Genomic DNA, 21,279 nt, shown 5'->3' on the forward strand with positions numbered 1-21,279 from the left:
CTCTAGAAAGTTCTATATCGCTTTAATGCTTCAACGAACTTAAACTTCCCGTTTAAAAAGACAATCCTACACGTTTCGTGTAGGATTGTTTGGGTTTATCATGTCTCGCTCGCGGCGATTTCATGATCGGGAATTCGCTATTCTTCTTTATGGCGGATCTGATTGCGCAGGAATCCGTCGATGAAAGCATCGACATCCCCGTCCATGACGGCGCCGACGTTGCCGGTTTCCACTTGGGTCCGATGATCCTTCACCATGCTGTACGGGTGAAACACGTAGGAGCGAATTTGGCTGCCCCAGGCGATATCCGATTGTTCGCCGCGGATTTCAGCCAAGTGCTGCTGCTGCTCTTCGATCTTCTTCTCGTACAGCTTGGAACGAAGCATTTTCATCGCCCGATCGCGGTTGGAAATCTGCGAGCGTTCCGTTTGGCACGCCACGACGATCCCGGTCGGAATGTGCGTAATGCGCACCGCGGACTCCGTCTTGTTGACGTGCTGCCCGCCCGCGCCGCTGGACCGGTACGTGTCGACCTTGAGATCCTCGGGCCGAATCTCGATCTCGATATCGTCGTTGATCTCCGGCATGACGTCGCATGAGACGAAGGACGTATGCCGACGGCCTGAAGCGTCGAACGGCGAAATCCGCACTAGGCGGTGAACGCCTTTCTCCGATTTCAAATAACCGTAGGCATTGTAGCCCTTGATGCTGATCGTGACGCTCTTGATGCCCGCCTCGTCGCCGGGCAAGAAGTCGAGCACCTCGACCTTGAAGCCGCGCTTCTCGGCCCACCGAGTGTACATCCGGTACAGCATTTGCGCCCAGTCCTGGGATTCCGTGCCGCCTGCACCCGGATGAAGCTCCAAGATCGCATCCAGCTTATCGTATGGCTGGTTGAGGAGAAGCTGCAGTTCGAAGCTTTCGACCTTTTTCACGAGCGACTGCACGCCTTCCGCGATGTCGCCCACGAGTGACTCGTCCTGCTCCTCTTCTGCGAGCAGCAGCATCGTTTCCATGTCCTCCTGCTCTTGGACGAGGCCCATGTATTGATCCACGACCGACTTGATCGCGTTCATCTCGGAGATGATCCCCTGCGCCCGCTCATTGTCGTCCCAGAAGTTCGGGTCGGCCATCTTCTCTTCATAGTTCTCGATCATTTCCCGCTTCAGATCTAAGTCAAAGAGACCCCCGAAGTTCATTTAGTCGCTTTGCCGTTTCCCTCAGGTCTTGCTTGATTTCGATATCGATCATCGCTGTCTGCACCTCATCTATTATTAAAAGAGTTTGCCGTGGCACTGCTTGAACTTCTTGCCGCTGCCGCAAGGACAAGGCTCGTTGCGGCCTGTGCGCTCTTCGCGGCGCGCCGGCTTCTTCACGGAATCTTCCGGGCTATTCGTCGACGTCTGGCCCTCGACGACCGCTTTGCGCTCCAGGTTGCTTTCCACTTGCGCCTTCATGATGTACGTCGAAACTTCCTCTTGGATATGCTCAACCATTTCTTTGAACATTTCGAAGCCTTCGAACTGGTACTCGCGCAGCGGATCGGTACCGCCGTAAGCGCGCAGGTGAATCCCCGTGCGCAGCTGATCCATCGCGTCGATATGGTCCATCCATTTGGAGTCGACCGCGCGCAGCACGACGACCTTCTCGAATTCGCGCATCGCTTCTTCGCCGATCGCTTCCTCGCGCGCGTTGTAAAGTTCCTCGACGCGATCTTGGATATAATCGACGATTTCTTCTTTTTCCTTGCCCCAAATTGCTTCCACCGTCAGGTCGCCTTCGTTGAAGAACGTCGTATTCGCATAATCGACGATCGCCTGCAGCTCCCAGTTTTCCGGAACCTCTTCCGCAGGACAATGCGCCTCGACTACCTTCTCGATAACCGAATCGAGCATTTCGAGCACGATTTCGCGGATATTCTCCGAATGAAGCACTTCGCGGCGCTGCTTGTAAATGATCGTCCGCTGCTGGTTCATGACGTCGTCGTATTGGAGGACGACTTTCCGCGTGTCGAAGTTGTTGCCTTCGACGCGTTTCTGCGCGGATTCGACCGCACGGGTAATGAGGCGGCTTTCGATCGGCGTATCCTCGTCAAAGCCCATCCGCTCCATCATGCCCATGATGTTGTCGGCGCCGAAACGACGCATGAGCTCATCCTCAAGCGACAAGTAAAATTGCGTGGAGCCCGGGTCGCCCTGACGTCCTGCACGGCCGCGCAGCTGGTTGTCGATCCGGCGGCTTTCGTGCCGCTCCGTACCTATAATATGCAAGCCCCCGAGATCGGCAACGCCTTCGCCCAGGATAATGTCCGTACCGCGGCCGGCCATGTTCGTCGCAATCGTGACGGCACCTGGCTGACCCGCGCGAGAGACGATTTCCGCTTCTTCCGCATGGTATTTCGCGTTAAGTACTTTGTGCTGCACGCCTTTTTTCTTCAGCATCTCGGACAATCTCTCCGAGTTTTCGATGGAGATCGTGCCGACGAGCACCGGCTGCTTATGCTTGTGACGTTCGACGATCTGTTCCACGACCGCGCGGAACTTGCCGTCTTCGGATTTGTATACGACGTCCGCCGCGTCCTTCCGAATCATCGGACGGTTCGTCGGAATTTGAATGACCTCGAGGCCGTAAATTTTCTTGAACTCTTCTTCTTCCGTCTTCGCCGTACCGGTCATGCCGGACAGCTTCTGGTACATCCGGAAGTAGTTTTGCAGCGTAATCGTCGCGAGCGTCATGCTCTCGTTCTGAACTTCCAAGCCTTCCTTCGCTTCGATCGCCTGATGCAAGCCGTCGCTGTAACGACGTCCGGACATGATCCGGCCCGTAAATTCGTCGACGATCAGCACTTCCTCATCCTGTACGACGTAATCCACGTCGCGGCGCATGATCGCGAACGCTTTGAGCGCTTGCGTGATGTGGTGATTGAGCAGCACGTGCTGGTGGTCGAACAAGTTGTCGATGCCAAACGCCCGCTCCGCTTTCGCTACGCCGGATTCCGTCAAGGAAACGGCACGCACTTTAATATCGATCGTAAAATCCTCTTCATGATTCAGACGCTCTACGAATCGGGCAGCCGCATAATACAGCTCCGTCGATTTGGCCGCTTGGCCGGAAATGATGAGCGGCGTACGCGCTTCGTCGATTAGAATGGAATCAACTTCGTCAATGATGGCATAGTTAAGCGGGCGCTGTACCATTTGTTCCTTATATAACACCATGTTGTCGCGCAAGTAGTCGAAACCGAACTCGTTGTTCGTGCCGTACGTAACGTCGCACGCATAAGCTTCCTGCTTCTCGTCATGCGACATGTCGTGCAGGTTGACGCCAACGGTTAGGCCAAGGAACTCGTGCACTTGCCCCATCTCGTCGCGGTCGCGCTGTGCGAGGTAGTCGTTGACCGTAACGACGTGCACGCCTTTGCCGAGCAATGCGTTCAAATACGTCGGCAGCGTAGCGACGAGCGTTTTCCCTTCCCCTGTGCGCATCTCCGCGATTTTGCCTTCGTTCAGCACCATGCCGCCGATCATTTGCACGTCGTAATGGCGTTTGCCGAGCACACGAACAGACGCCTCGCGCACCGTCGCAAAAGCTTCCGGCAGCAAGTCGTCGATCGTTTCGCCTTTGTCCAGGCGCGCGCGGTATTCTTCCGTTTTGGCGCGCAGCTGCTCGTCCGACAGAGCTTTGAACGTCGGCTCAAGCTGGTTGATTTTATCCACCGTTTTCAAAATGCGTTTAATTTCACGTTCGTTTGTATCACCGAATATTTTTTTAACAAGACCCAGCATAATTTCCCGCTCCTTCTATACTGTTCCCGTACTGCGGAAACAGGTCGCTCGAAAAAGTAAGTTTGCCTAAATTGTAACAGTTTGCATACCTCGCCGCAACAATCGTTGCGACATTTTAGCCTTGGCTGCGCGGTTATTCAGCCCACGACGCCCGCGGGCCTTGCCTTTTGCTCCGCCATCGCCGCAACATTTACCAGAAATTCCGGGAAGATCGCGGCATCGCCTAACGTTCGAATCATCGTGAGCAAAGGCTTGGCCTCCTCATACTGACCGGCACGAATTAAGATATCGAAGCACAAGAAATACAAATCGGTATAATCTTTACGTATTTTTAGCGCTTGATTCAACAACTGGAGCGCGGCTGCATCCTGTTGCATTGCGATCAAGCACATGGCAACCCAGCGAAGATAGACCAGCTTCATATCTTCATTTGTTTCAGAACGAAACCGTTCGTCAAACTGGGCGATCGCCTGTGCGTAATTTTTATTGACGTAGGAAAGATAAGCATCTTGATATGGCCATTCTTCTATTGATTTGCCGGCTTGAATATGTCCATAAAAGCTCTCGACCTGTTCGCTTGAAGCACCATAATTTTCTGCGACGATTTCCCATACGGCTACTTCATATTCGCCAAATATACGATACGCCACAGGTGCTTCAATAATGGAAGCCGAGGTTTGCAATTGTAATCTTTGAAATTTTTCATAATCCCCTTGGTGAAGGAACTGCCCTGCATCAACTCGCGTTTTCCAATGACCCGCGCCCATATCCTCAATGATGACCTTATATTGAGCTACATCCAATAAATACTGATGTAACTTGGAAATTACGTTCCCCCATTGAAATTGTTTTGCGGTTTCTATTCCTTGTTGCCTTAACCTTAAGCGTTGCTCCTCGTCTCTCAGAAGTAAAAGCATCCCATCAGCCATAGCCTTTACATCGCCAATGTCCACTAATATAGCATTGTGTTCATGCCGAGCATATTCTTGAACACCAACATTGGCCGTTGTTACAACAGGGCAGCCACATGCCATTGCTTCCAATACCGGGAGCGAGAACGATTCATAGTGGGATCCTGAAATGAACAAGGCTGCTTCACGAAATAGATTAGCTATTGTTTCTTGCGGTGGGCTCACATACACTTCATCCGCTATTTTCGCAGCTTCCGTAACGGGGGAATCCGGGGTTATCCAACGCAATTGAATATCCGGATACATAACTCGCACTTGTTCGAATGCTTCAACTATATCGGCAATCCCTTTAAATGGTACCTGGTCGGAGCCCAGCATAAGTATATACGGTTTTGAGGCATGATTTGTTGTCTTCTTCCCTAAATTAGCTTGAAAAATCGAGTTATCGACAGCATTATGAATGATTTCTGCATTTTTATGATACAAACCCTTGATCAGGGAAGCTGCTGTTTGAGATACGGTCATTATATATTCAGGCAGTTTCATTTGAACGTTTACAAAAGTCCGCTGTTGATCGCTTAGCTCTTCCGGATGAAATAAATGAAGGTCTCCTTGCTCGAAATAGACTACGGGTGCAATTTGAGTTTCGATACATGCCTGTATTTGATCCCAGTATGTTGCAACAATAACATCGCAAAGCGGTATGCCTTTAGCCAGCTCGAGGCCAAAAGGAACTTGGATAAATGGAACCTCCACTTGGAGCCAGTCCGGTTGGGGGAAATGAGACACAATCGATACGCGTACACCACGATTATTCAAACGGTTGGCGTGTTCAATGACTATCTTAACTGCGCCGCTTACTTCGACGTGGCCCAACATATATACGACGTGCAGTGAAGTCGGCGGATTTGGATCGAGTGCCAGCCTTTGCTCCCGGGCATGTCCAATTCTCATGTATCTTAAATCATACTCATATTGTCGAAGTTGATGGTACATGAATAATCTCCTTTAAATGTTAGAAAACCCGAAACCTTGCGGCTTCGGGTGTTGTGGCTGGTATTAGCCTTGCTCAATGAGTCCGTATTTGCCGTCGCTACGCTTATAGACAACGTTGACCTCACGCGTATCGGCATTGGCGAAAACGAAAAAATTATGCCCAATCATATTCATTTGAAGGATCGCTTCATCGACGTCCATCGGTTTCAGCGTAAATCGTTTGGTGCGAACCACCTCAAAATCTTCTTCCTCTTCAAGCTGCCGCACGGCATTCGCGTCAAATGACTCCTTGAACAGGACGCGTAGTCCGCCGTTCTGGCGTACCTTACGGTTCACTTTCGTCTTATGTTTGCGTATTTGACGTTCCAGTTTGTCGATGACCACATCGATGGATGCATACATGTCCTCGCTTTTTTCCTCGGCTCGGAGCATGACGCCTACAATAGGGATCGTCACTTCTACGCTATGCAGTCCGCGTACGACACTTAACGTGACGTTTACGTCTGCTGCTAGGGGAGTTTCAAAGTACCTTTCCAATCTGCTCAACTTCTTCTCAACGTAGTCTCTTAAAGCTTCTGTCACTTCAATTTGTTCGCCTCGAATGTTGAATTTCATCTTGTACTCCTCCTCTCTACCTACACTATATCATATTCGACATGCGCCTTCAAAAATCCTTTACATGGAGAAAAAGAATCGCTCTTTTATGAAGAAACACAAAAAACCCCCGGTATGTCCGGGGGTCGTTGCTAGCGAATCTTTAATTGGTAACCATCTATGTGTTGCGGCCGCAGCCGGATGATTATAATTTGATTACGTTAGCTGCTTGAGGTCCGCGTGCGCCTTCGACGATGTCGAATTCTACAGCTTGGCCTTCTTCAAGCGTTTTGAAGCCATCAGTTTGGATAGCGGAGAAGTGAACGAATACGTCGCCTCCGTCTTCGCGCTCAATGAAGCCGTAACCTTTTTCTGCGTTAAACCATTTAACTTTTCCTTGCATCGAGAAACATTCCCTTCATTTTCAAATAACTGTGAGTACGATGCTCACAATTCGACTATACACTACCGATTAATGGCTGTCAATGATTTTAGAAAGCGATTACATGCTGTTTTTTAGGCGATTTGTCAGACAATTCGCGTATCTACATGTTATTCGCTATCATGCGGAGTCGTGAAAGCTTATTTTCATTGGTTATTCACAAAGTTATACACATTATCCACAGGCGGGTTGTCCATAACTTTGTGCAAAAGTGGATAAGTAAGTGGACAAAAAAAACCATCCGCTTTCCGCTGTGGAAAACCGGATGGTTCTTAGTTTGAAAGTTATTGCTCAGCAGCAAACGGCTTCGCCATACGCGTACTTTCCGGCTTGTCCGGGCTTGCTACGCTGACGTAGATGGTGCCTGCTTTCGCTCCAAGCTGGTACACGGTAATGCTGGCCGAGGTTTCCCCTTCAGCTACTTTGACACTGCCGATCACGGGATCGCCTGTCGACTTGGCATAAATCCGAATAACGTCTCCGGCGTTCACTCCACTCACAGTAATTGTATCTGCAGCTCCTTTATTATTGGCCACGACGATATTATTCGAGCCTGGAGCGGTGGAAATAGATTCATCCGGGACTTCTTTGATCGTTCTGACGCTTTCGGATTTATCCGGACTTGTAACGGTCACGTAAATTTTGCTTTTCGGTTTGCCCACCTGTGCCACCATAGCAGTCGCACTCGTTTCCCCCTCGGCAACCGTAGCCATCCCGGCTGGGATGTTACCTGCTATGTAAACTTTGATCAAATCGCCTCCCGCAAGGCCTGTCACCGTAATCAAGTCGGACACTCCGCCACCATTGTTGATGATGGTAATGTCTCCAGCTGCAGGAGCTGTGGATACAAGCTCAGCCGGTACGGCAAGGACCGTCCGAACGCTTTCCAACATATTCGGCGTCGTAACCGTGATATTCACAGGTCCGCCTTTCTTGCCAAGCTGCATGACCAAAACGGCCACTTCGGTCGAATTCGAAGGTACCGTTGCGATTCCTACAGGTATTTTGGCTGTACCTGCATATACCTTCACCACATCTCCGGTTTGAAGTCCTTTGACCAAAATCTCGTCGGAAAGACCTTCCAAATTATTCGTCACCGTAATACTCTCAGCGAGCGGAGGCGTGCTCTGGGCTTCAGCATTATAGGGCTTAGGCGTACGCACGCTCTCCAGTTTCCCTGCATTCATCACGGATACAAGAATCGTGCCGGCGTTTCTAGTTAGCTGAGGCAGGGATAGCGTAATATCGGTTTTGCCGTTCGGCACTTTGCCGGAGACCGTGTAAACTTTACTTTTCTCACTAGGAAAGATTCGGACGATATCCCCGCTCGCAACGCCGGTAACTTTGATCAAATCCGCAATCCCTTCGATATTGTTCGTAACGGTGATATCGTCCGCAACCGGAGCGGTAGATATGTTCTCTGCAAGGTAAGCTGCAGCCGTTCGTGTACTTTCAACAAGCGGAAAGCTTGTAACACTGACATAAACGGTTCCGGCAGCCTTTCCGATTTGCGGAATCGAGATGACTGCAGAAGTCTCTCCAGACTTTACTCTGCCCCCGCCAATCGGAACCTTTCCATTGGCCGTTGTATAGATTCTGGCAACATCTCCAGCGACCAATCCGGTAACCGTAATCGTGTCGGATATTCCCTCAACGTTGTTCGCGATATTTATATTCCCGCTCGCTACCGGAACGCTTGCCGGTTCTGCTATATATGTTTTGGCTGTGCGCGCACTATCTCCCTTATTCTGCGAAGCTCGAGTGATATAGATTGTGCCTGCGGATTTGGTTAGACTCGTCGAAATAGTCACGGACGATTGCCCCGTTTGGACTGTGCCTGCGGCAAAAGGTTCAATTGCCGACGTAGACGCGTATACCTTTATAATGTCATTTTCCAGCAGACCATTGACTTCGACAGAATCTGAAGTGCCCTCCGGATTGTTGATTACGGTTATTTTGGAAGCGTCGACCGACGGGGATACCGGTTCAGCATCGTATGTCTTGACCACACGGATACTTTCATTAAAGGCACCGCTTGTCACCGAGATATAAACACTGCCTTTCACTTTCCCAAGCTGGGGGATTGATATAGCAACCGATGTATCGCCTCCTGTAACGGTCCCTGTCCCCAAGGGTTCTCCTCCGGTTGCCCTAGCATATACCTTAACGATATCACCTGCTTTGAGACCTGATACCGAAACGCTATCATCGGCATTCCCATTGTTCGTAACAATGATATTACTTACCGCCGGCGCCTCCGTCGCTACCTTCCCATTGAGCGCCGCATACGCATTAACGAGTCCGTATCCAAATATCGAATCTTTCTTTAGAGCGCCCAGATCTGTGGATGTACTGGTTAGAAGTGATTCCACTTGCCCCGGCGTCATACTTGGGTTATGTGCCATGATCAAAGCGACAACTCCCGATACGTTCGGCGCTGCCATTGACGTTCCGTTCATCATGCCGTATTGGCCGTCTTTTAATGTACTGAGAATGTTCACGCCCGGTGCCGCGACATCGATATGATTGCCGAAGTTGGAAAAGCTAGCTTTTTTATCGTTGCTATCCGTAGCTGCAACAGCGATCACATGATTCAGCGCCGCTGGATATCGTGGCGTCCCCACGTTGTCATTGCCTGCGGCAGCAACGACTACAATGCCTTTCCCGTAAGCATAGTCAACCGCGTCCTGCAAGGACTTGGGTGCAGAGGGCGCACTAAACCCTAGACTCATATTTATAATTTTCGCACCATTATCGGCCGCCCAATAGATTCCTTCTATGACGTCACTCATCTGGCCCGTGCCGTCCGAACCCATAGCTTTGATCGGCATGATTTTGCTCTTACCGGCGATACCCGATATTCCTGTACCATTATCGATCACACCTGCGGCAATGCCTGCAACATGCGTGCCATGGTTGTGATCGTCATCAGCATTCGCTGTGTTGTTGATCGTGTTGTATCCCGAAACGAGATTCGACATTAAATCCGGATGGTCGACATCGACACCCGTATCAATGATCGCAATAATAATAGATGGATCTCCCTTGGTAGTATCCCATGCCGTATCCACCTTCATTTTGGGAATCGACCATTGCTCGCTGAACGAAGGATCGTTGGACGAACCAAATACTTTTCCGATATAGTTCGGTTCCGCATACTCCACGTTCGGATGGTTGTTATACTTCTGCAATTCCTTCGTTACCGTACTGCCTTCCGGGATTTGAATTGTCTCCACATTCGTGGCGGACGCACTTTCTTGAACGTCCCCGCCTAACGTGCTCGCAATGGCGAGCGAATTGGCGCCTTCTTTGAATTTAACAATGATTTCATCCGGTACGTAAGCGGCCGTTTGCACCGGTGTTTGTATTGGAGTTTCCTCCGCGTAGGCCGCGGCTCCAAACAATGCAAACGAGATAACAGCCATCAAGCTTGTTTTCGCTAGTAACCTCAAACTGGGTTTCATATCAACTTCGCCCCTCTTATCTAGTGTCTATCAGTTTTTATTGAAATTGTGTACAAAAAAATCCCCATGCCGCAATTTGCAGCATAAGGACTTCAATTCTATTATTTTTTCTTGTCGAAAAACATACTTTCCGCAGAATAACTGACTTCATAAGCCGACTTCTGCTTTCGCGCCGAAGAGGCTTTTTCCAATCCTTCTATCGCCTCGTTCTTCAGCATCTCCATTCTGCCGATAATAATAGGATCATATTGAAGCACTTGAGATACTTGTTCTCGATATTGATTGATTTGTTGTTCAGACAAAGTCTGCAGCTGGAGCTCTTGAATGAGTGATTCGCGCTGTTCTACAAAATTTTCGAGCTCGTCATAGGTGGCCGACTGAATTCGAGAAACCTGATCCAGAGTCAAGTTCATGAGCGAAGCAATGATTTTATCCATGACTCATTTTGACCGTTGTTGAATTGACGGATTTTATTGCCTGCACCCATGTTTCTTTAAGCTCGACTAAATAGCCGAGCACCTCTTGAATCGGTTCCGTTTGTTTCTTTATATTGGCTTGGATCAGCAGATGAAGAACATAGTCATACAACTGGACGAGTTGTTCAGATATGGGGTAACTATGATCCAAAGTAGCCACAAGCTCATTCACGATTGCTTGCGCCTTGCATAAGTTTTGATTGGCTTTCTCGTATTTCTTTTGCTCGATTGCTTCGATGCTGCCTTTACAAAAACGAATTGCTCCGTCATAAAGCATGACGAGCAGTTGGGCTGGAGAGGCCGTTTGAACCGCATTATCCTGATAACGATTAATCGGTGTTTGAATCATAGTCGTCATTCTCCTTCTTATCAACCGAATGCGTTAGCCAAATACCCTGATTGGGAGTTGAATTTGTTCATTGCCTGCTCCATTGCCGAAAATTGCTTATAGTAATGATTCTCCAGATCGACAAGTCTTCTATTCTTCGAAGCGATACTACTCGTCAATGAATCGATTTGTTTGCCTAAGGTGCTTTCGGTCTTCAGCGTATTATCTGTTGAGCTGGAAAACCTTGAAGTTCCCGCTTTTTCCGAAATTAAGTCCAGTACACCGCCAAGATCATCATACATCCTCTGGAGGATGCCTACATCACGGCGAGCCGGGTCAGGAGAATCAACGTTCCCCTTGGAAGTAAATAATTGAATCACTTTATCGGGATCCGATTCAATCGCGGCCCTAAGTTTTGCTTCATCCTTCAGTATCAGCTTTCCATTCTCAAACCATTGGCCTGTCGTAATCCCAATCGAATCGATTATCGTATCTTCAGCCGGATCCCCTGTTTGCACCGGAGTTACAAGATCTAGGCGAAGATCGTTAATTGCCTTTTTGAGAATGGAGTCGTTTTTAAGCAAACCGCTTTTTGCTTTCTCTTCCCAGTTCTTGACCTCATCTTCTTTCATATCTTTCTTCTGATCGGGAGTCAACGGAGAGAAGTTGCGATTGCGCTCCTCTTTCACTTTGCTGTTCAACTTACTTATAAGATCGTTGTAATCATTGATGAAGGTCTTAATCGAATCGACCACTTTATCCGTATCCGCCTTTGTTTCGATGACGGAAGCGGCGCCGCCTACACTCTTGGCATTCAGCGTAATCTCCACGCCGTTGATTGTAAACTTATTGCTGGAACGGGTCGTTGGTACGTTATTAATAACGAGCTGTGCATCTTTCCCCTGAACCTTGATTCCATCACCAAGTTTAAAGGAGTTGGTTAACAAATCGCCTGATATCGCAATATTTCCGTCGCCGTTGATATTTCCGGTTTCCTTGGATGTAAGGGAAATCGAACCGCTGACCGAGTCGTAAAATGCAGATACTTTTGCTTTGCTGTCCGAGTTGATCTTTTTGAGAATCGTGGACATCGTATCCGTACTCGGATCAAATTCGATGACGGATCCGTTGATCGTGATCGAGGTTTCAGTAATTCCTTCGAGCTCATTATCGTTCATTAAATCTTGAATGGTTTTATCCATATCCAGGTTTTTTGTGATCCCAGTGGAACTTCGTACCGATGCAGCTGTGGCCAAATCATCGACTTTTACCGTGATCGTGCCGCCGGCAGCCGTATTCGTAGCTTTTGCGCTAACCGCAGCGGTTTCGCCGGTGACGGTACTTTTCTGAGCCCGAAAATTACTTTCCAGATTCAGGTTAAATACTTTGGTTCGAAAATCGACAAGCTTGGCATTCATCTCTTTGTAATTATCACGCTGCCATTCCAGCGTTTGTTTCTTTTGTCCCAGTCGATCTACAGGTATTCGATGAGCTTTCATCAGCTCTTTGACCATGGAATCAATATCCATGCCTGAAGCCATTCCCGTAATTCTCATAAGCTCACTCCTTCCGTTTGTTCATTTGTTATACTTTCTCGTCAATTAATATCCCTGCAATTTCCATAAGCTTTGCAACCATATCTAACGTTTTCTCTGGCGGTATTTCCCGAATGACTTCCCCGGAGTCTTTATCCAGTATTTTCACCATAATTTGGTTCGTTTTTTTATGAAAAGAAACTTCACTCGTCGTATTCGGACCTTGGAGTGCCTTTATTGCACGGTCAATTACTTTAACAAGCTGCTCGTCGCCGATCGAAATACTTTGACCTTGCAATTCCGCATTGGCAAGCTGCTTTGTCGTTGTAATTTGCGGAGCTGGGCTCACTCTTACGGATTCCGTTTTCTTGTAGGATGATGCTTCCAAACTTGTAAAAGTTCCTGCTAGGTTAGACGCGCCGATCGAAATATTGGATGACACTACAATCACCTCACGAAGTATCAGTATTATTACCTGATTTATCGGCAGAATCAACCAGTTTTATAATAGAAATAGCCCAGATGACATTAGGCTAAGCAAATATTTTTTTCGATAAAAAAGTTGATGACGGGAACTTCATCTGCATTTCCCGTCCCCACTTCAACTGCTCAGGCACATTTTCCGTCACTTCGTAAAGGTGGATCATTCTTTCGTAAGAACGGTACTGCTGATTGGTCTTCCGCGCTTGATCATATAGAGAAGCAGCATCGTCAAAATGACCTTGGCCAAGACAAATATCACCCAGTAGCAAGAGTGAATTGCCATGACTTCCTTTCTTCTCGAATTGGTGCAGCAGCAAGTCAGATGCCGCCTCCATAAATCCGCTTTTATACAAGAGATTGGCCAGTTCATATTGCGTTTCAATAGAGCAGGACATGATGAGCTTGGACAAATACTCAAAGCTTTCGAATTCTTCGAGTACCATGATCGATTCACAAAGCGTAAACAGCGTTTTCTCCAAAAATGGACTAATGATCAGATCGATATCTTGGCGAAGTATCACCTTTTTCAAATACTTCCATTCTCGATCACTCACGTTCATACTTTCTCTTATTGTATTCAATAATGTTTCATCATTAAGTATAAAGGAGATCAGAATGATGTCCTGAGCATTATCCAACGGGATTTCTTCAACCTTTGCCCACTCCTGCATTGCCTGCATATAGTTCTTAGAGTACAGCAGGGCTACCGCCCGCAGATCAGCCCGGACCTGCTCCCCGGATAAAAATTTGCCCAGCAGCGGATGCCTCATATCGTAAAGAACTTTGATCAATAATTTGACTTCGTCCATCGTTTGGGCAGGATATAATCGATTGAGATGGGAGAGCGTTTCCTCTTGCGAAATATTGACCCGCAGCATGGATTTAAGATATATATATAAGGCTGCCTGATGCTGCCGCTTCTCCAAGAGCACCTTGAAAGAACAATCAAACGCATCGGCGCAACGTCCCGATTTATCGTAGATTTCGGCAAGCCGATAATAGGAGAGGTAGCCTCCTATTCCTGCCAAAGTCACGGCATCGGTCGTATCACCAAGCTCTATGCACTTCAGATACGCCAATTCAGCATCCGGCAGATAGTTCATCTCTTCATAGATTAAACCTAAATTATAATAAAAATCGGTAAAGTCCGGAAACAAATTGGTCGCATCGGTCAGCAGCTTGACGCCCTCTTCATACCTATTCAACGCTCTTAGACATTTGGATGTCGTTACGATCAAATGCTTCACGATCGTCTTGTCCGACACAAGTGGATAAGCTTTCTTAAAGGCCTCCAGCGCTTTCCCGTACTCCTTCATCGATGCATAGACAATTCCCATATTAAAAAGATTGTAGCCCGATGGGTTACGTTCAAGTTCCTTCAACATGATTCTATGGTTTCGTTCCTGCTTGCTCTTCTCCTCGACAACCTCAGGCATATAGCCAACATGATAGATGGCAAACCCCGCCTCGGCTGACGTCAATATAGCCGTTGAGTCGTCTGTATTGAGATTCTCATGCAATTTCCCGTGATACCTTAACCCGGATTCCCGCCGGAATAACCGGATATTGCGATGATGTGTAATCTCGCCATCCTGGCCGTAGTTCTTAATCCATGTATAATAATAATCTCTCTGAAGCTCGAGATCCTTCTGCAGCTCTATACCGGGTTCCAAATATTCGTCAGCGTCAAGCACCAAAATATAGTCTGATGAAGCATGGTCGACCGAGAAGTTACGCGCTGCAGCAAAATCGTCAATCCAAGGAAACGACACGACTTTGGCATTGTTTCGGAGCGCGATTTCTACTGTTGCGTCCGAAGATCCCGTATCGACAACGATCACTTCATCGACGATTCCTTCAACGCTCTTCAAGCACTTCTCTAAGTATTTCTCTTCATTCTTGACGATCATGCACAGTGAGATGGATGTTCTATTCATCGATTAACCTCAATTCATCGCTTAAGTCGGTATATAACATGTTATCGACATCTACTCACCCATTCATTAGACAGCACGTTTGCCATATCTATCCACAAAGAAAAAAAGACCCTAGGATACCTAGGATCTTTGATCTTAATCGATGGATTAACGAAGCAATTGCAGAACGCCTTGCGGTTGTTGGTTCGCTTGTGCCAGCATCGCTTGGGAAGCTTGAAGAAGAATGTTGTTCTTCGTCAGAGTTACCATTTCTTTAGCCATGTCGGTATCACGGATACGCGACTCGGAAGATGTCAGGTTCTCTGCAGTTGTTCCCAAGTTGTTAACTGTGTGCTCAAGACGGTTTTGAAGAGCACCCAGGTCAGCGCGCAAGCTGGAAACGTTGTCGATTTCCGTTGTAGCTGCTGCAAGGTCTGCTACGTCCAGCGACGAGATGTTTGCTCCGCCAGTGATGTCGATTGTCAGCGTATCAGCGGAACCTTCATTGATTTGAATGTTTTTGTTCAAGGAACCATCCAGCAAAGTAATTCCGTTAAACGTCGTTTTTGTACCGATGTTTTGGATCTCAGAAGTTAATGCCAGGATTTCTTTATCGATGTTAGCCGTATCCGTCGTATTGTAAGTTCCGTTCGCTTTTTGCGTGTACAGTTCTTTAATACGAACGAGCATATCGCTGACTTCCGTCAATGCGCCCTCAGCAGTTTGTACGAGCGAGATACCGTCTTGCGCGTTGCGTTGTGCTTGCTCCATGGAGCGGATTTGACCTCTCATTTTTTCGGAGATGGACAAGCCAGCTGCGTCGTCAGCCGCGCGGTTGATTTTTAGACCGGAAGATAATTTTTCCATACCTTTACCGGCGTTCAGGTTGTTAACTCCCATTTGACGGTGCGTGTTCAAAGCAGACATGTTGTGGTTAATTCTCATTGTTTTCTTCCTCCTTGAAGTAGGTATATCCACATCCTTGTGGATCGCCAGTCGTCGAGTCGGCCGCCCCGGCGCTGGCTTATACTAATATTATCGAAGAAATGGACGATTAATGTTAGATACGAATTAGGGCAAATTCAACCATTTATCGACGAATTCACCCTAAAATACGACATAATATATGCATTTATTTTATTTTTCTTTATTTATCTTCTATTTTCGCGATTTTGAGAACACCATCTACGCTTATTATACTGTTCGAAGCCTCGCGATTTTCTTGCTGAATCGATAGATATACCTCTTTACGGTGAATTTGCACATTTCTAGGGGCGATAATTCCCACTCGAACGGAATCTCCTTCCGTTTGCAAAATGACAAGCTCGATTTGATCCCCAATCATGATTGATTCGCCTTTTTTGCGCGAAAGTACCAACATCCCATCCACCACCATAAACGTTTATTATTTTCCCGCAGAAAAAAGTTTGTGCCGAATCATGTATGAGGTGTCATGAAGAATAACTTGTTTGGCTAGCTTGACCGATTTATTCACAACAATCGGCGCCAGCAAATTCATCGTTGCCTCTTGCAAATTATCTCTAACAGAGACGAGCGACCATATGGCTACTTCGTCTTCTCCCTTTATGTTCAACAACTCAGTGACGTCCTCAGGCAGATCAAACTCATAACTCGCGTGGAACGCAAACGGATCAGTAATAATAAACGAAAGCCCCTCATTTTCAAGGCTCTGGAGGTAGCGAAAGGGAGCGATTTCTTCCGGACTCACAATTACATAGCGGGAATATTCGTCGAATCCCGGAATCCCATGCGTAAAGATAAGGACGTCTTCCTCCCGTATTTCAATCTCACCTAATCGAGAAGTCATCATTTTGGTCATCTCGTGTCATTCACTCCTCCGTCTTATCGTCCATAAAAAAACTATAGGCTCCATGCACCTATAGTCAAATTATACATATTTACATTTGCAAATCAATTTGTGGAGGCGTAATATCCAACCGCGGATACTGACGCATATAGATGTCGAGCTTTCCTCGCGTATAGTCAATCGACGGTTTGTTTACTTGAACGTTGACTTCAACAGGCGTGGGGGTAATCTCAATAATCGGTTTATGCGGAATAAATTCGATATCTACATTGTCGATAGAAGCAGGTCCCATCAAAGTCAGCGGTACTTCCAACGTAGACTGCTCCTGTGCTATATCCGCGATCGCATGGGTTTGCAGATGGATTGCCGCCAGCCGGTTACCGTTTTCGACGGTTCGAGCAATCCCTTGCAATAGCACGTCCTTCATCTGCGAATACAGCCGATGGCCAAATGAAGTTATCGTACTGCCCCCATTCAACGCTTCCCAGGCACGAGTCTGATCAATGATCAACTCTGCTCGCGGAGATTGAATCTCCACCTTAGCCGGGGCATTCCTCATTTCTAATGTAGCCTGAGGTTGTTTGATGTCATAGGTCCCTAAATCTGCATCGATTCCAATCTGACCGTATTGTTGCGAGATTCGTATACTCGGTATTGGGATCATATCAAATCACCCTATCTCAAAAAGTCGACTAAGGTCGGCGTTATCACCTTGGCGCCAACAGACAGAGAGGCTTGATACACGCTTTCATTGATCTTTGATTTGATGATCAGCTCTTCATAATCCGCATCCTCGGTTTTCGATTGAAGACCGGTCAAATTGAGCTCTTGATCCTTGATCCTTGCATCCATCAGTTCTACCCGATTCGTCTTTGCCCCGATATCAGCCTGCACTGCCAAAAATTTGTTGAATCTTGTGTCGATCTTATCCAACGTAGCGGCAATGGCGGGCTGACTTCCCAATGTTAATGCTGCAGACAAATCATCGAGGATTTGAAAGGCATTATCGGCGCCATTGGCCTCGCCAAATATTTCATTGCCCGTAATCGTTACCGGCATTTTGATCCCCGGCCCGATCTCATAAAGCAATTTTAACGTATCCGTCGTATCTCCCGCAGGATCGGTTAGCGAGTATGGCGCCTGATCCGTTTGTTGTCCGTTAAAAACGTATTTGCCGTTTATCTTACTATTCGCGATATCCAATAGCTGTCCGCGAAGTTCCTTGATCTCGCTATTAATGGCATCGAGCGAAGCCTGCGGGTTCGTCCCGGTGGATCCTTTGACAGTGAGTTCGCGCACGCGATGGAAGACATCGATTGCTTGATTCATCATCGTATCGCTAAATTCAAGCCACGACGACGCACTGTCCACGTTGGATTGAAATTGCTCGTTCGCTCGGAGTTCACTGCGATATCTCAATGAATACGTAATGCCAACCGGGTCATCCGAAGGTTTATTGATTCTTCTTCCGGTGGAAATTTGATTCTGAAGATCATCCGTCCGCAACATATTGCGATTCAAGTTATGCATCAACTGCGCACTTAACATATTTTGCGTTACTCTTAGCGCCATACTATGCACCCTCCTTTATTACATGCTATCTACCGACGATACCCATGCTGTTAATGACTTTATCGAGCATTTCGTCTACCGTCGTCATCACTCTTGCCGCAGCGTTATACGCATGCTGGAATTTAATCATATTGGACATTTCTTCGTCTAGAGACACGCCGACAACCGATTGTCTTCTTGCCTCCACCTGATCGACAATAATCTTCTGGTTTTCAACTTGGCGGGATGCTTCATTAGACTGCACGCCGAGCTGCCCAACGATAGATCTGAAATAATCACCGATGGTCCCCTCTTGGATCAATGAATCTCCTGACGATCCGCTGAAATTAACCTTTGTATCCCTTAATTGACTCATCAGCAGTGCCAATGTATTGTTACCCTTAATGACCGTTTCGGTGCCTGTTCCGCCGGTACGCATCGACGTAGCGATATTGCTCGGGTTATCCGCTATTGCAGGATTTAGTTGGATGCTCGCTGCCGTGATTTTTGTGCTGCCGCTCTTCATCGTAAAGAAATCAGAGCCATTCTGTACAGGATCGGCAAACGTATATCCAAGCTTATGTAAGCCGTTAATCCCTTCCACGGTTACCGTAATGCCGCCTGGAGGCACGGTTCGGCTCGCGCCGGAATAGGTAATGCCATCCAGGACGGTACCTTCCGGAAGGACGGAGCCTTCCGGGATCGTGATACTGAATTTCCCGTTCGCAATCGAATCCGCCAACGTATCCAACTGTTTCTGGTAATCGGCTACATACCGGTCACGGGAAATAATCATGCCGTATACTTCGCCGCTGTTCAGATCCCCACTCGATACGGCCTCTTCCAAGTCCGCCGTCGTAACCGCCGTTGCGTTATCGTAAGCAACAAGTTCGGTACCGCCCATGCTGATACTATAGCCTTGCGATGTTTCTTGAACTTGAATGTTGATTATTTTGGAAAGATCGTCCGTAAGCAAATCCCGTTGATCCCGAAGATCGTTCGCTGAATCGCCAAGACCTTCGATTCGCTGGATTTCTTTATTCAGATCCGCAATCGTGCGCGTGATCGTATTGATTTGCGTTGCCTTTACTCCGATATTATCCGTAATGTCAGAGTGAAGTGCAGAAAGTTGATTGCTTGTATAATTAAACGCATCCGCCAGAGCAATTGCGTTTTCCCGAACAATCTTCCGTCCCGTTACATTCTCCGGATCTTTGCTTAAGTCAGACCACGATTTCCAAAAGTTATCCAATACTGTGCGAATTCCGGTGTCTGACGGTTCGTTGACGATCGCTTCCAGCTTCTCCAGCGTTTCAGACTGAATTGTCCAACTGCCGAATGATCGATTCTCGTTACGAAATTGATCATCAAGAAACCTTTCCCGGACCCGCGTAATGGATGAAAATTCAACGCCTGTCCCCAGCTGTCCCGGTACTGCGGAATGTGACAATCCTACGGCCTCAATCGGTCGCGAAGCTCTCATATTCACAATTTGTCTTGAGTATCCCGGAGTATTCGCATTTGCTATATTGTGACCTGTCGTTTGCAACGCCGCTTGTTGAGTAAATAAACTCCTCTTCGCCGTCTCGAGGCCATGAAAAGTAGATCTCATCATCCACACTCCGTTCTATGCTTTCGTATCGAACATGCCCTGTCTTTTCATAGCGTAGCCCTGGGAAGTCGGTCGTTGGTAAATGACGCTATCTTCGGCAGGGCCCGTCAACACGTCCAGTGTATAGTTAATAAAAGCAAGCGAATGTTCGATCAGCTGTTGGTTTAATTCATTTGCCTTCTTCACTTGATCTATAATCGCGAGCAACCGTTCCTGCGACTCCCGAAGCTGCTGCTTCTCATCGATCTTAGTCGTTGACTTAATCAAGTCGCTGATCGTCGATGCAGCTGTTGGCCGAATACCAGCCGTTCTTAGGTAGCTGCCAACTTCCAGCATTCGCTGTTTATCCAGCTCTGCAATCTGTTTTAAAAGCTTGGACTCTTGCTGCACAATACGCGTTACTTCTTCGACATCATCTTGGATGATGGCTTGTCTCTTCTGTTCACCGGAAGCAAGTAAAATCTCATGAGCAACCGTCAGGTTGTTCAAAATGCTTATGATGTTATGGATGCCCATGTTCCCGTCACCGGCCCTCTATGGTTGGTTGTTGAAATATTGAAGCAGTTTGTCCGCAATTTTCTGCGAATCCACCCGATAGTTCCCGGATGAAACCGCTGTTTTCAATTCATGAATGCGAGCGTCGTTGTCTTTGCCGGAAGCTTCGAGAAGCTCCTTCGCCTCCGACGAGATTCTGATTTCATCCTTGCCTTTATATAGACCTCCGACCTGGCCGGATGAGTTCCGGTCGTACGGGTTTCGGTATTGACGTATGGCGCCGGCCCGATTCAAATCGTTTATTTTCATAAAACTCACCCTTCTTCCAATAAAAAATAAAACCGATAAGCGTTAGTACTTTTATCGGCGGATTTGCTGTAAAACTTTATATGTAAGTTTATTTGATTAATCGAGGCGACGGTCCTTCAATTGCTCCCGAACATTAAAGCTCTTATAGTTCAAGTCTTCTCTCTCTTCCTCGGCTTTCCGGTTTGTATCATTTCTTAAACTATTCAGATCGCGGGCAAGACGTTGTCTGCAATTTTCGCACATCGTATTTTCACGTATCGGCACACCGCATACCTCGCAGGCAAAGGACATATTCGGGTGGTTGGCCAATGAGATGCGCCCCTCCCTTATAAATCGGGTAATTTGCTTGATCGGCACTTCCGTCGCATCACTTAGTTCCTGAATGGTACAGCCACGATTTTCACGGAGATATTTGACGCATTTCTCGTACTGCAGTTCCATCTCTTTCACACAATTCGGGCACAATTCTTTAATATTCTTCACGTAAATTCGGCCGCAGCGCGGGCAATTTTCTACATTTAAACCCATCATTCTCTCCCCTTTTTACGCCCAAT

General features: G+C 47.5%; 20 protein-coding genes. All 20 read right to left on the reverse strand.

Annotated features, from left to right (window positions below; genetic code table 11):
* Positions 1 to 137: 137 nt before the first annotated feature.
* The 20 genes from prfB to AC0LWM_RS03995 all read right to left on the reverse strand — a co-directional run bounded on the left by prfB (position 138) and on the right by AC0LWM_RS03995 (position 21,253).
* Positions 138 to 1,251, reverse strand: a protein-coding gene (gene prfB, locus AC0LWM_RS03900) for a peptide chain release factor 2 (protein WP_474673590.1) whose coding sequence is annotated in 2 segments (ribosomal slippage) — positions 138 to 1,178 and positions 1,180 to 1,251 — 1,113 coding nt in all. Because the reading frame shifts where the segments join, the coding sequence is not laid out codon by codon here.
* A gap of 23 nt (positions 1,252 to 1,274) precedes the next feature.
* Entirely contained in the window at positions 1,275 to 3,785 is a 2,511-nt protein-coding gene (secA, locus tag AC0LWM_RS03905) for a preprotein translocase subunit SecA (protein WP_474673591.1), read from the reverse strand.
* A gap of 137 nt (positions 3,786 to 3,922) precedes the next feature.
* A complete protein-coding gene (locus AC0LWM_RS03910) occupies positions 3,923 to 5,692 on the reverse strand; it encodes a glycosyltransferase (RefSeq protein ID WP_474673592.1) in 1,770 nt (589 codons plus the stop codon).
* 63 nt (positions 5,693 to 5,755) lie between these two features.
* Positions 5,756 to 6,307: a ribosome hibernation-promoting factor, HPF/YfiA family gene (gene hpf, locus AC0LWM_RS03915; protein ID WP_474673593.1), complete on the reverse strand. Its 552-nt coding sequence runs from the start codon at positions 6,305 to 6,307 to the stop codon at positions 5,756 to 5,758.
* 184 nt (positions 6,308 to 6,491) lie between these two features.
* Positions 6,492 to 6,689 (reverse strand): cold shock domain-containing protein, encoded by a 198-nt coding sequence (locus AC0LWM_RS03920; protein WP_028551014.1) that lies wholly within the window; start codon positions 6,687 to 6,689, stop codon positions 6,492 to 6,494.
* Positions 6,690 to 7,012: 323 nt separating this feature from the next.
* The gene (locus AC0LWM_RS03925; protein WP_474673594.1) at positions 7,013 to 10,192 is read right to left on the reverse strand and encodes a S8 family peptidase; all 3,180 of its coding nucleotides are present in this window, start codon (positions 10,190 to 10,192) and stop codon (positions 7,013 to 7,015) included.
* Between the two features lie 101 nt (positions 10,193 to 10,293).
* Positions 10,294 to 10,629: a flagellar protein FliT gene (gene fliT, locus AC0LWM_RS03930; RefSeq protein WP_474673595.1), complete on the reverse strand. Its 336-nt coding sequence runs from the start codon at positions 10,627 to 10,629 to the stop codon at positions 10,294 to 10,296.
* Complete coding sequence (gene fliS / locus AC0LWM_RS03935) at positions 10,622 to 11,017, reverse strand: flagellar export chaperone FliS (RefSeq protein WP_474673596.1); 396 nt, start codon at positions 11,015 to 11,017, stop codon at positions 10,622 to 10,624. Before fliS ends, fliT begins: the two co-directional genes overlap by 8 nt.
* 20 nt (positions 11,018 to 11,037) lie before the next feature.
* Positions 11,038 to 12,552 (reverse strand): flagellar filament capping protein FliD, encoded by a 1,515-nt coding sequence (fliD, locus tag AC0LWM_RS03940; RefSeq protein ID WP_474673597.1) that lies wholly within the window; start codon positions 12,550 to 12,552, stop codon positions 11,038 to 11,040.
* Positions 12,553 to 12,580: 28 nt separating this feature from the next.
* Positions 12,581 to 12,973, reverse strand: coding sequence for a flagellar protein FlaG (locus AC0LWM_RS03945; protein WP_474673598.1), 393 nt, complete (start codon positions 12,971 to 12,973; stop codon positions 12,581 to 12,583).
* A gap of 91 nt (positions 12,974 to 13,064) precedes the next feature.
* On the reverse strand, positions 13,065 to 14,951 hold the full coding sequence (locus tag AC0LWM_RS03950) for a glycosyltransferase (RefSeq protein WP_474673599.1): 1,887 nt from the start codon (positions 14,949 to 14,951) through the stop codon (positions 13,065 to 13,067).
* Between the two features lie 147 nt (positions 14,952 to 15,098).
* Positions 15,099 to 15,875, reverse strand: a complete 777-nt coding sequence (locus AC0LWM_RS03955) for a flagellin N-terminal helical domain-containing protein (protein WP_474673600.1) — start codon at positions 15,873 to 15,875, stop codon at positions 15,099 to 15,101.
* Positions 15,876 to 16,077: 202 nt separating this feature from the next.
* Positions 16,078 to 16,311 carry a carbon storage regulator CsrA gene (csrA, locus tag AC0LWM_RS03960; protein ID WP_474673601.1) on the reverse strand — a complete coding sequence of 78 codons (234 nt, stop codon included), beginning with the start codon at positions 16,309 to 16,311 and terminating at the stop codon, positions 16,078 to 16,080.
* Positions 16,312 to 16,335: 24 nt separating this feature from the next.
* Complete coding sequence (gene fliW / locus AC0LWM_RS03965; protein WP_474673602.1) at positions 16,336 to 16,770, reverse strand: flagellar assembly protein FliW; 435 nt, start codon at positions 16,768 to 16,770, stop codon at positions 16,336 to 16,338.
* A 79-nt stretch (positions 16,771 to 16,849) separates the two neighbouring features.
* Positions 16,850 to 17,422, reverse strand: coding sequence for a DUF6470 family protein (locus AC0LWM_RS03970; RefSeq protein WP_474673603.1), 573 nt, complete (start codon positions 17,420 to 17,422; stop codon positions 16,850 to 16,852).
* A gap of 11 nt (positions 17,423 to 17,433) precedes the next feature.
* On the reverse strand, positions 17,434 to 18,330 hold the full coding sequence (gene flgL / locus AC0LWM_RS03975; protein WP_474673604.1) for a flagellar hook-associated protein FlgL: 897 nt from the start codon (positions 18,328 to 18,330) through the stop codon (positions 17,434 to 17,436).
* Positions 18,331 to 18,355: 25 nt separating this feature from the next.
* Positions 18,356 to 19,921: a flagellar hook-associated protein FlgK gene (flgK, locus tag AC0LWM_RS03980; RefSeq protein WP_474673605.1), complete on the reverse strand. Its 1,566-nt coding sequence runs from the start codon at positions 19,919 to 19,921 to the stop codon at positions 18,356 to 18,358.
* Between the two features lie 15 nt (positions 19,922 to 19,936).
* Entirely contained in the window at positions 19,937 to 20,437 is a 501-nt protein-coding gene (locus AC0LWM_RS03985) for a flagellar protein FlgN (RefSeq protein ID WP_474673606.1), read from the reverse strand.
* 18 nt (positions 20,438 to 20,455) lie between these two features.
* Complete coding sequence (flgM, locus tag AC0LWM_RS03990) at positions 20,456 to 20,725, reverse strand: flagellar biosynthesis anti-sigma factor FlgM (RefSeq protein ID WP_474673607.1); 270 nt, start codon at positions 20,723 to 20,725, stop codon at positions 20,456 to 20,458.
* A 96-nt stretch (positions 20,726 to 20,821) separates the two neighbouring features.
* The gene (locus AC0LWM_RS03995) at positions 20,822 to 21,253 is read right to left on the reverse strand and encodes a flagellar protein (RefSeq protein ID WP_474673877.1); all 432 of its coding nucleotides are present in this window, start codon (positions 21,251 to 21,253) and stop codon (positions 20,822 to 20,824) included.
* Between the last annotated feature and the right edge of the window lie 26 nt (positions 21,254 to 21,279).

Source organism: Paenibacillus sp. sgz302148, from assembly GCF_056120465.1.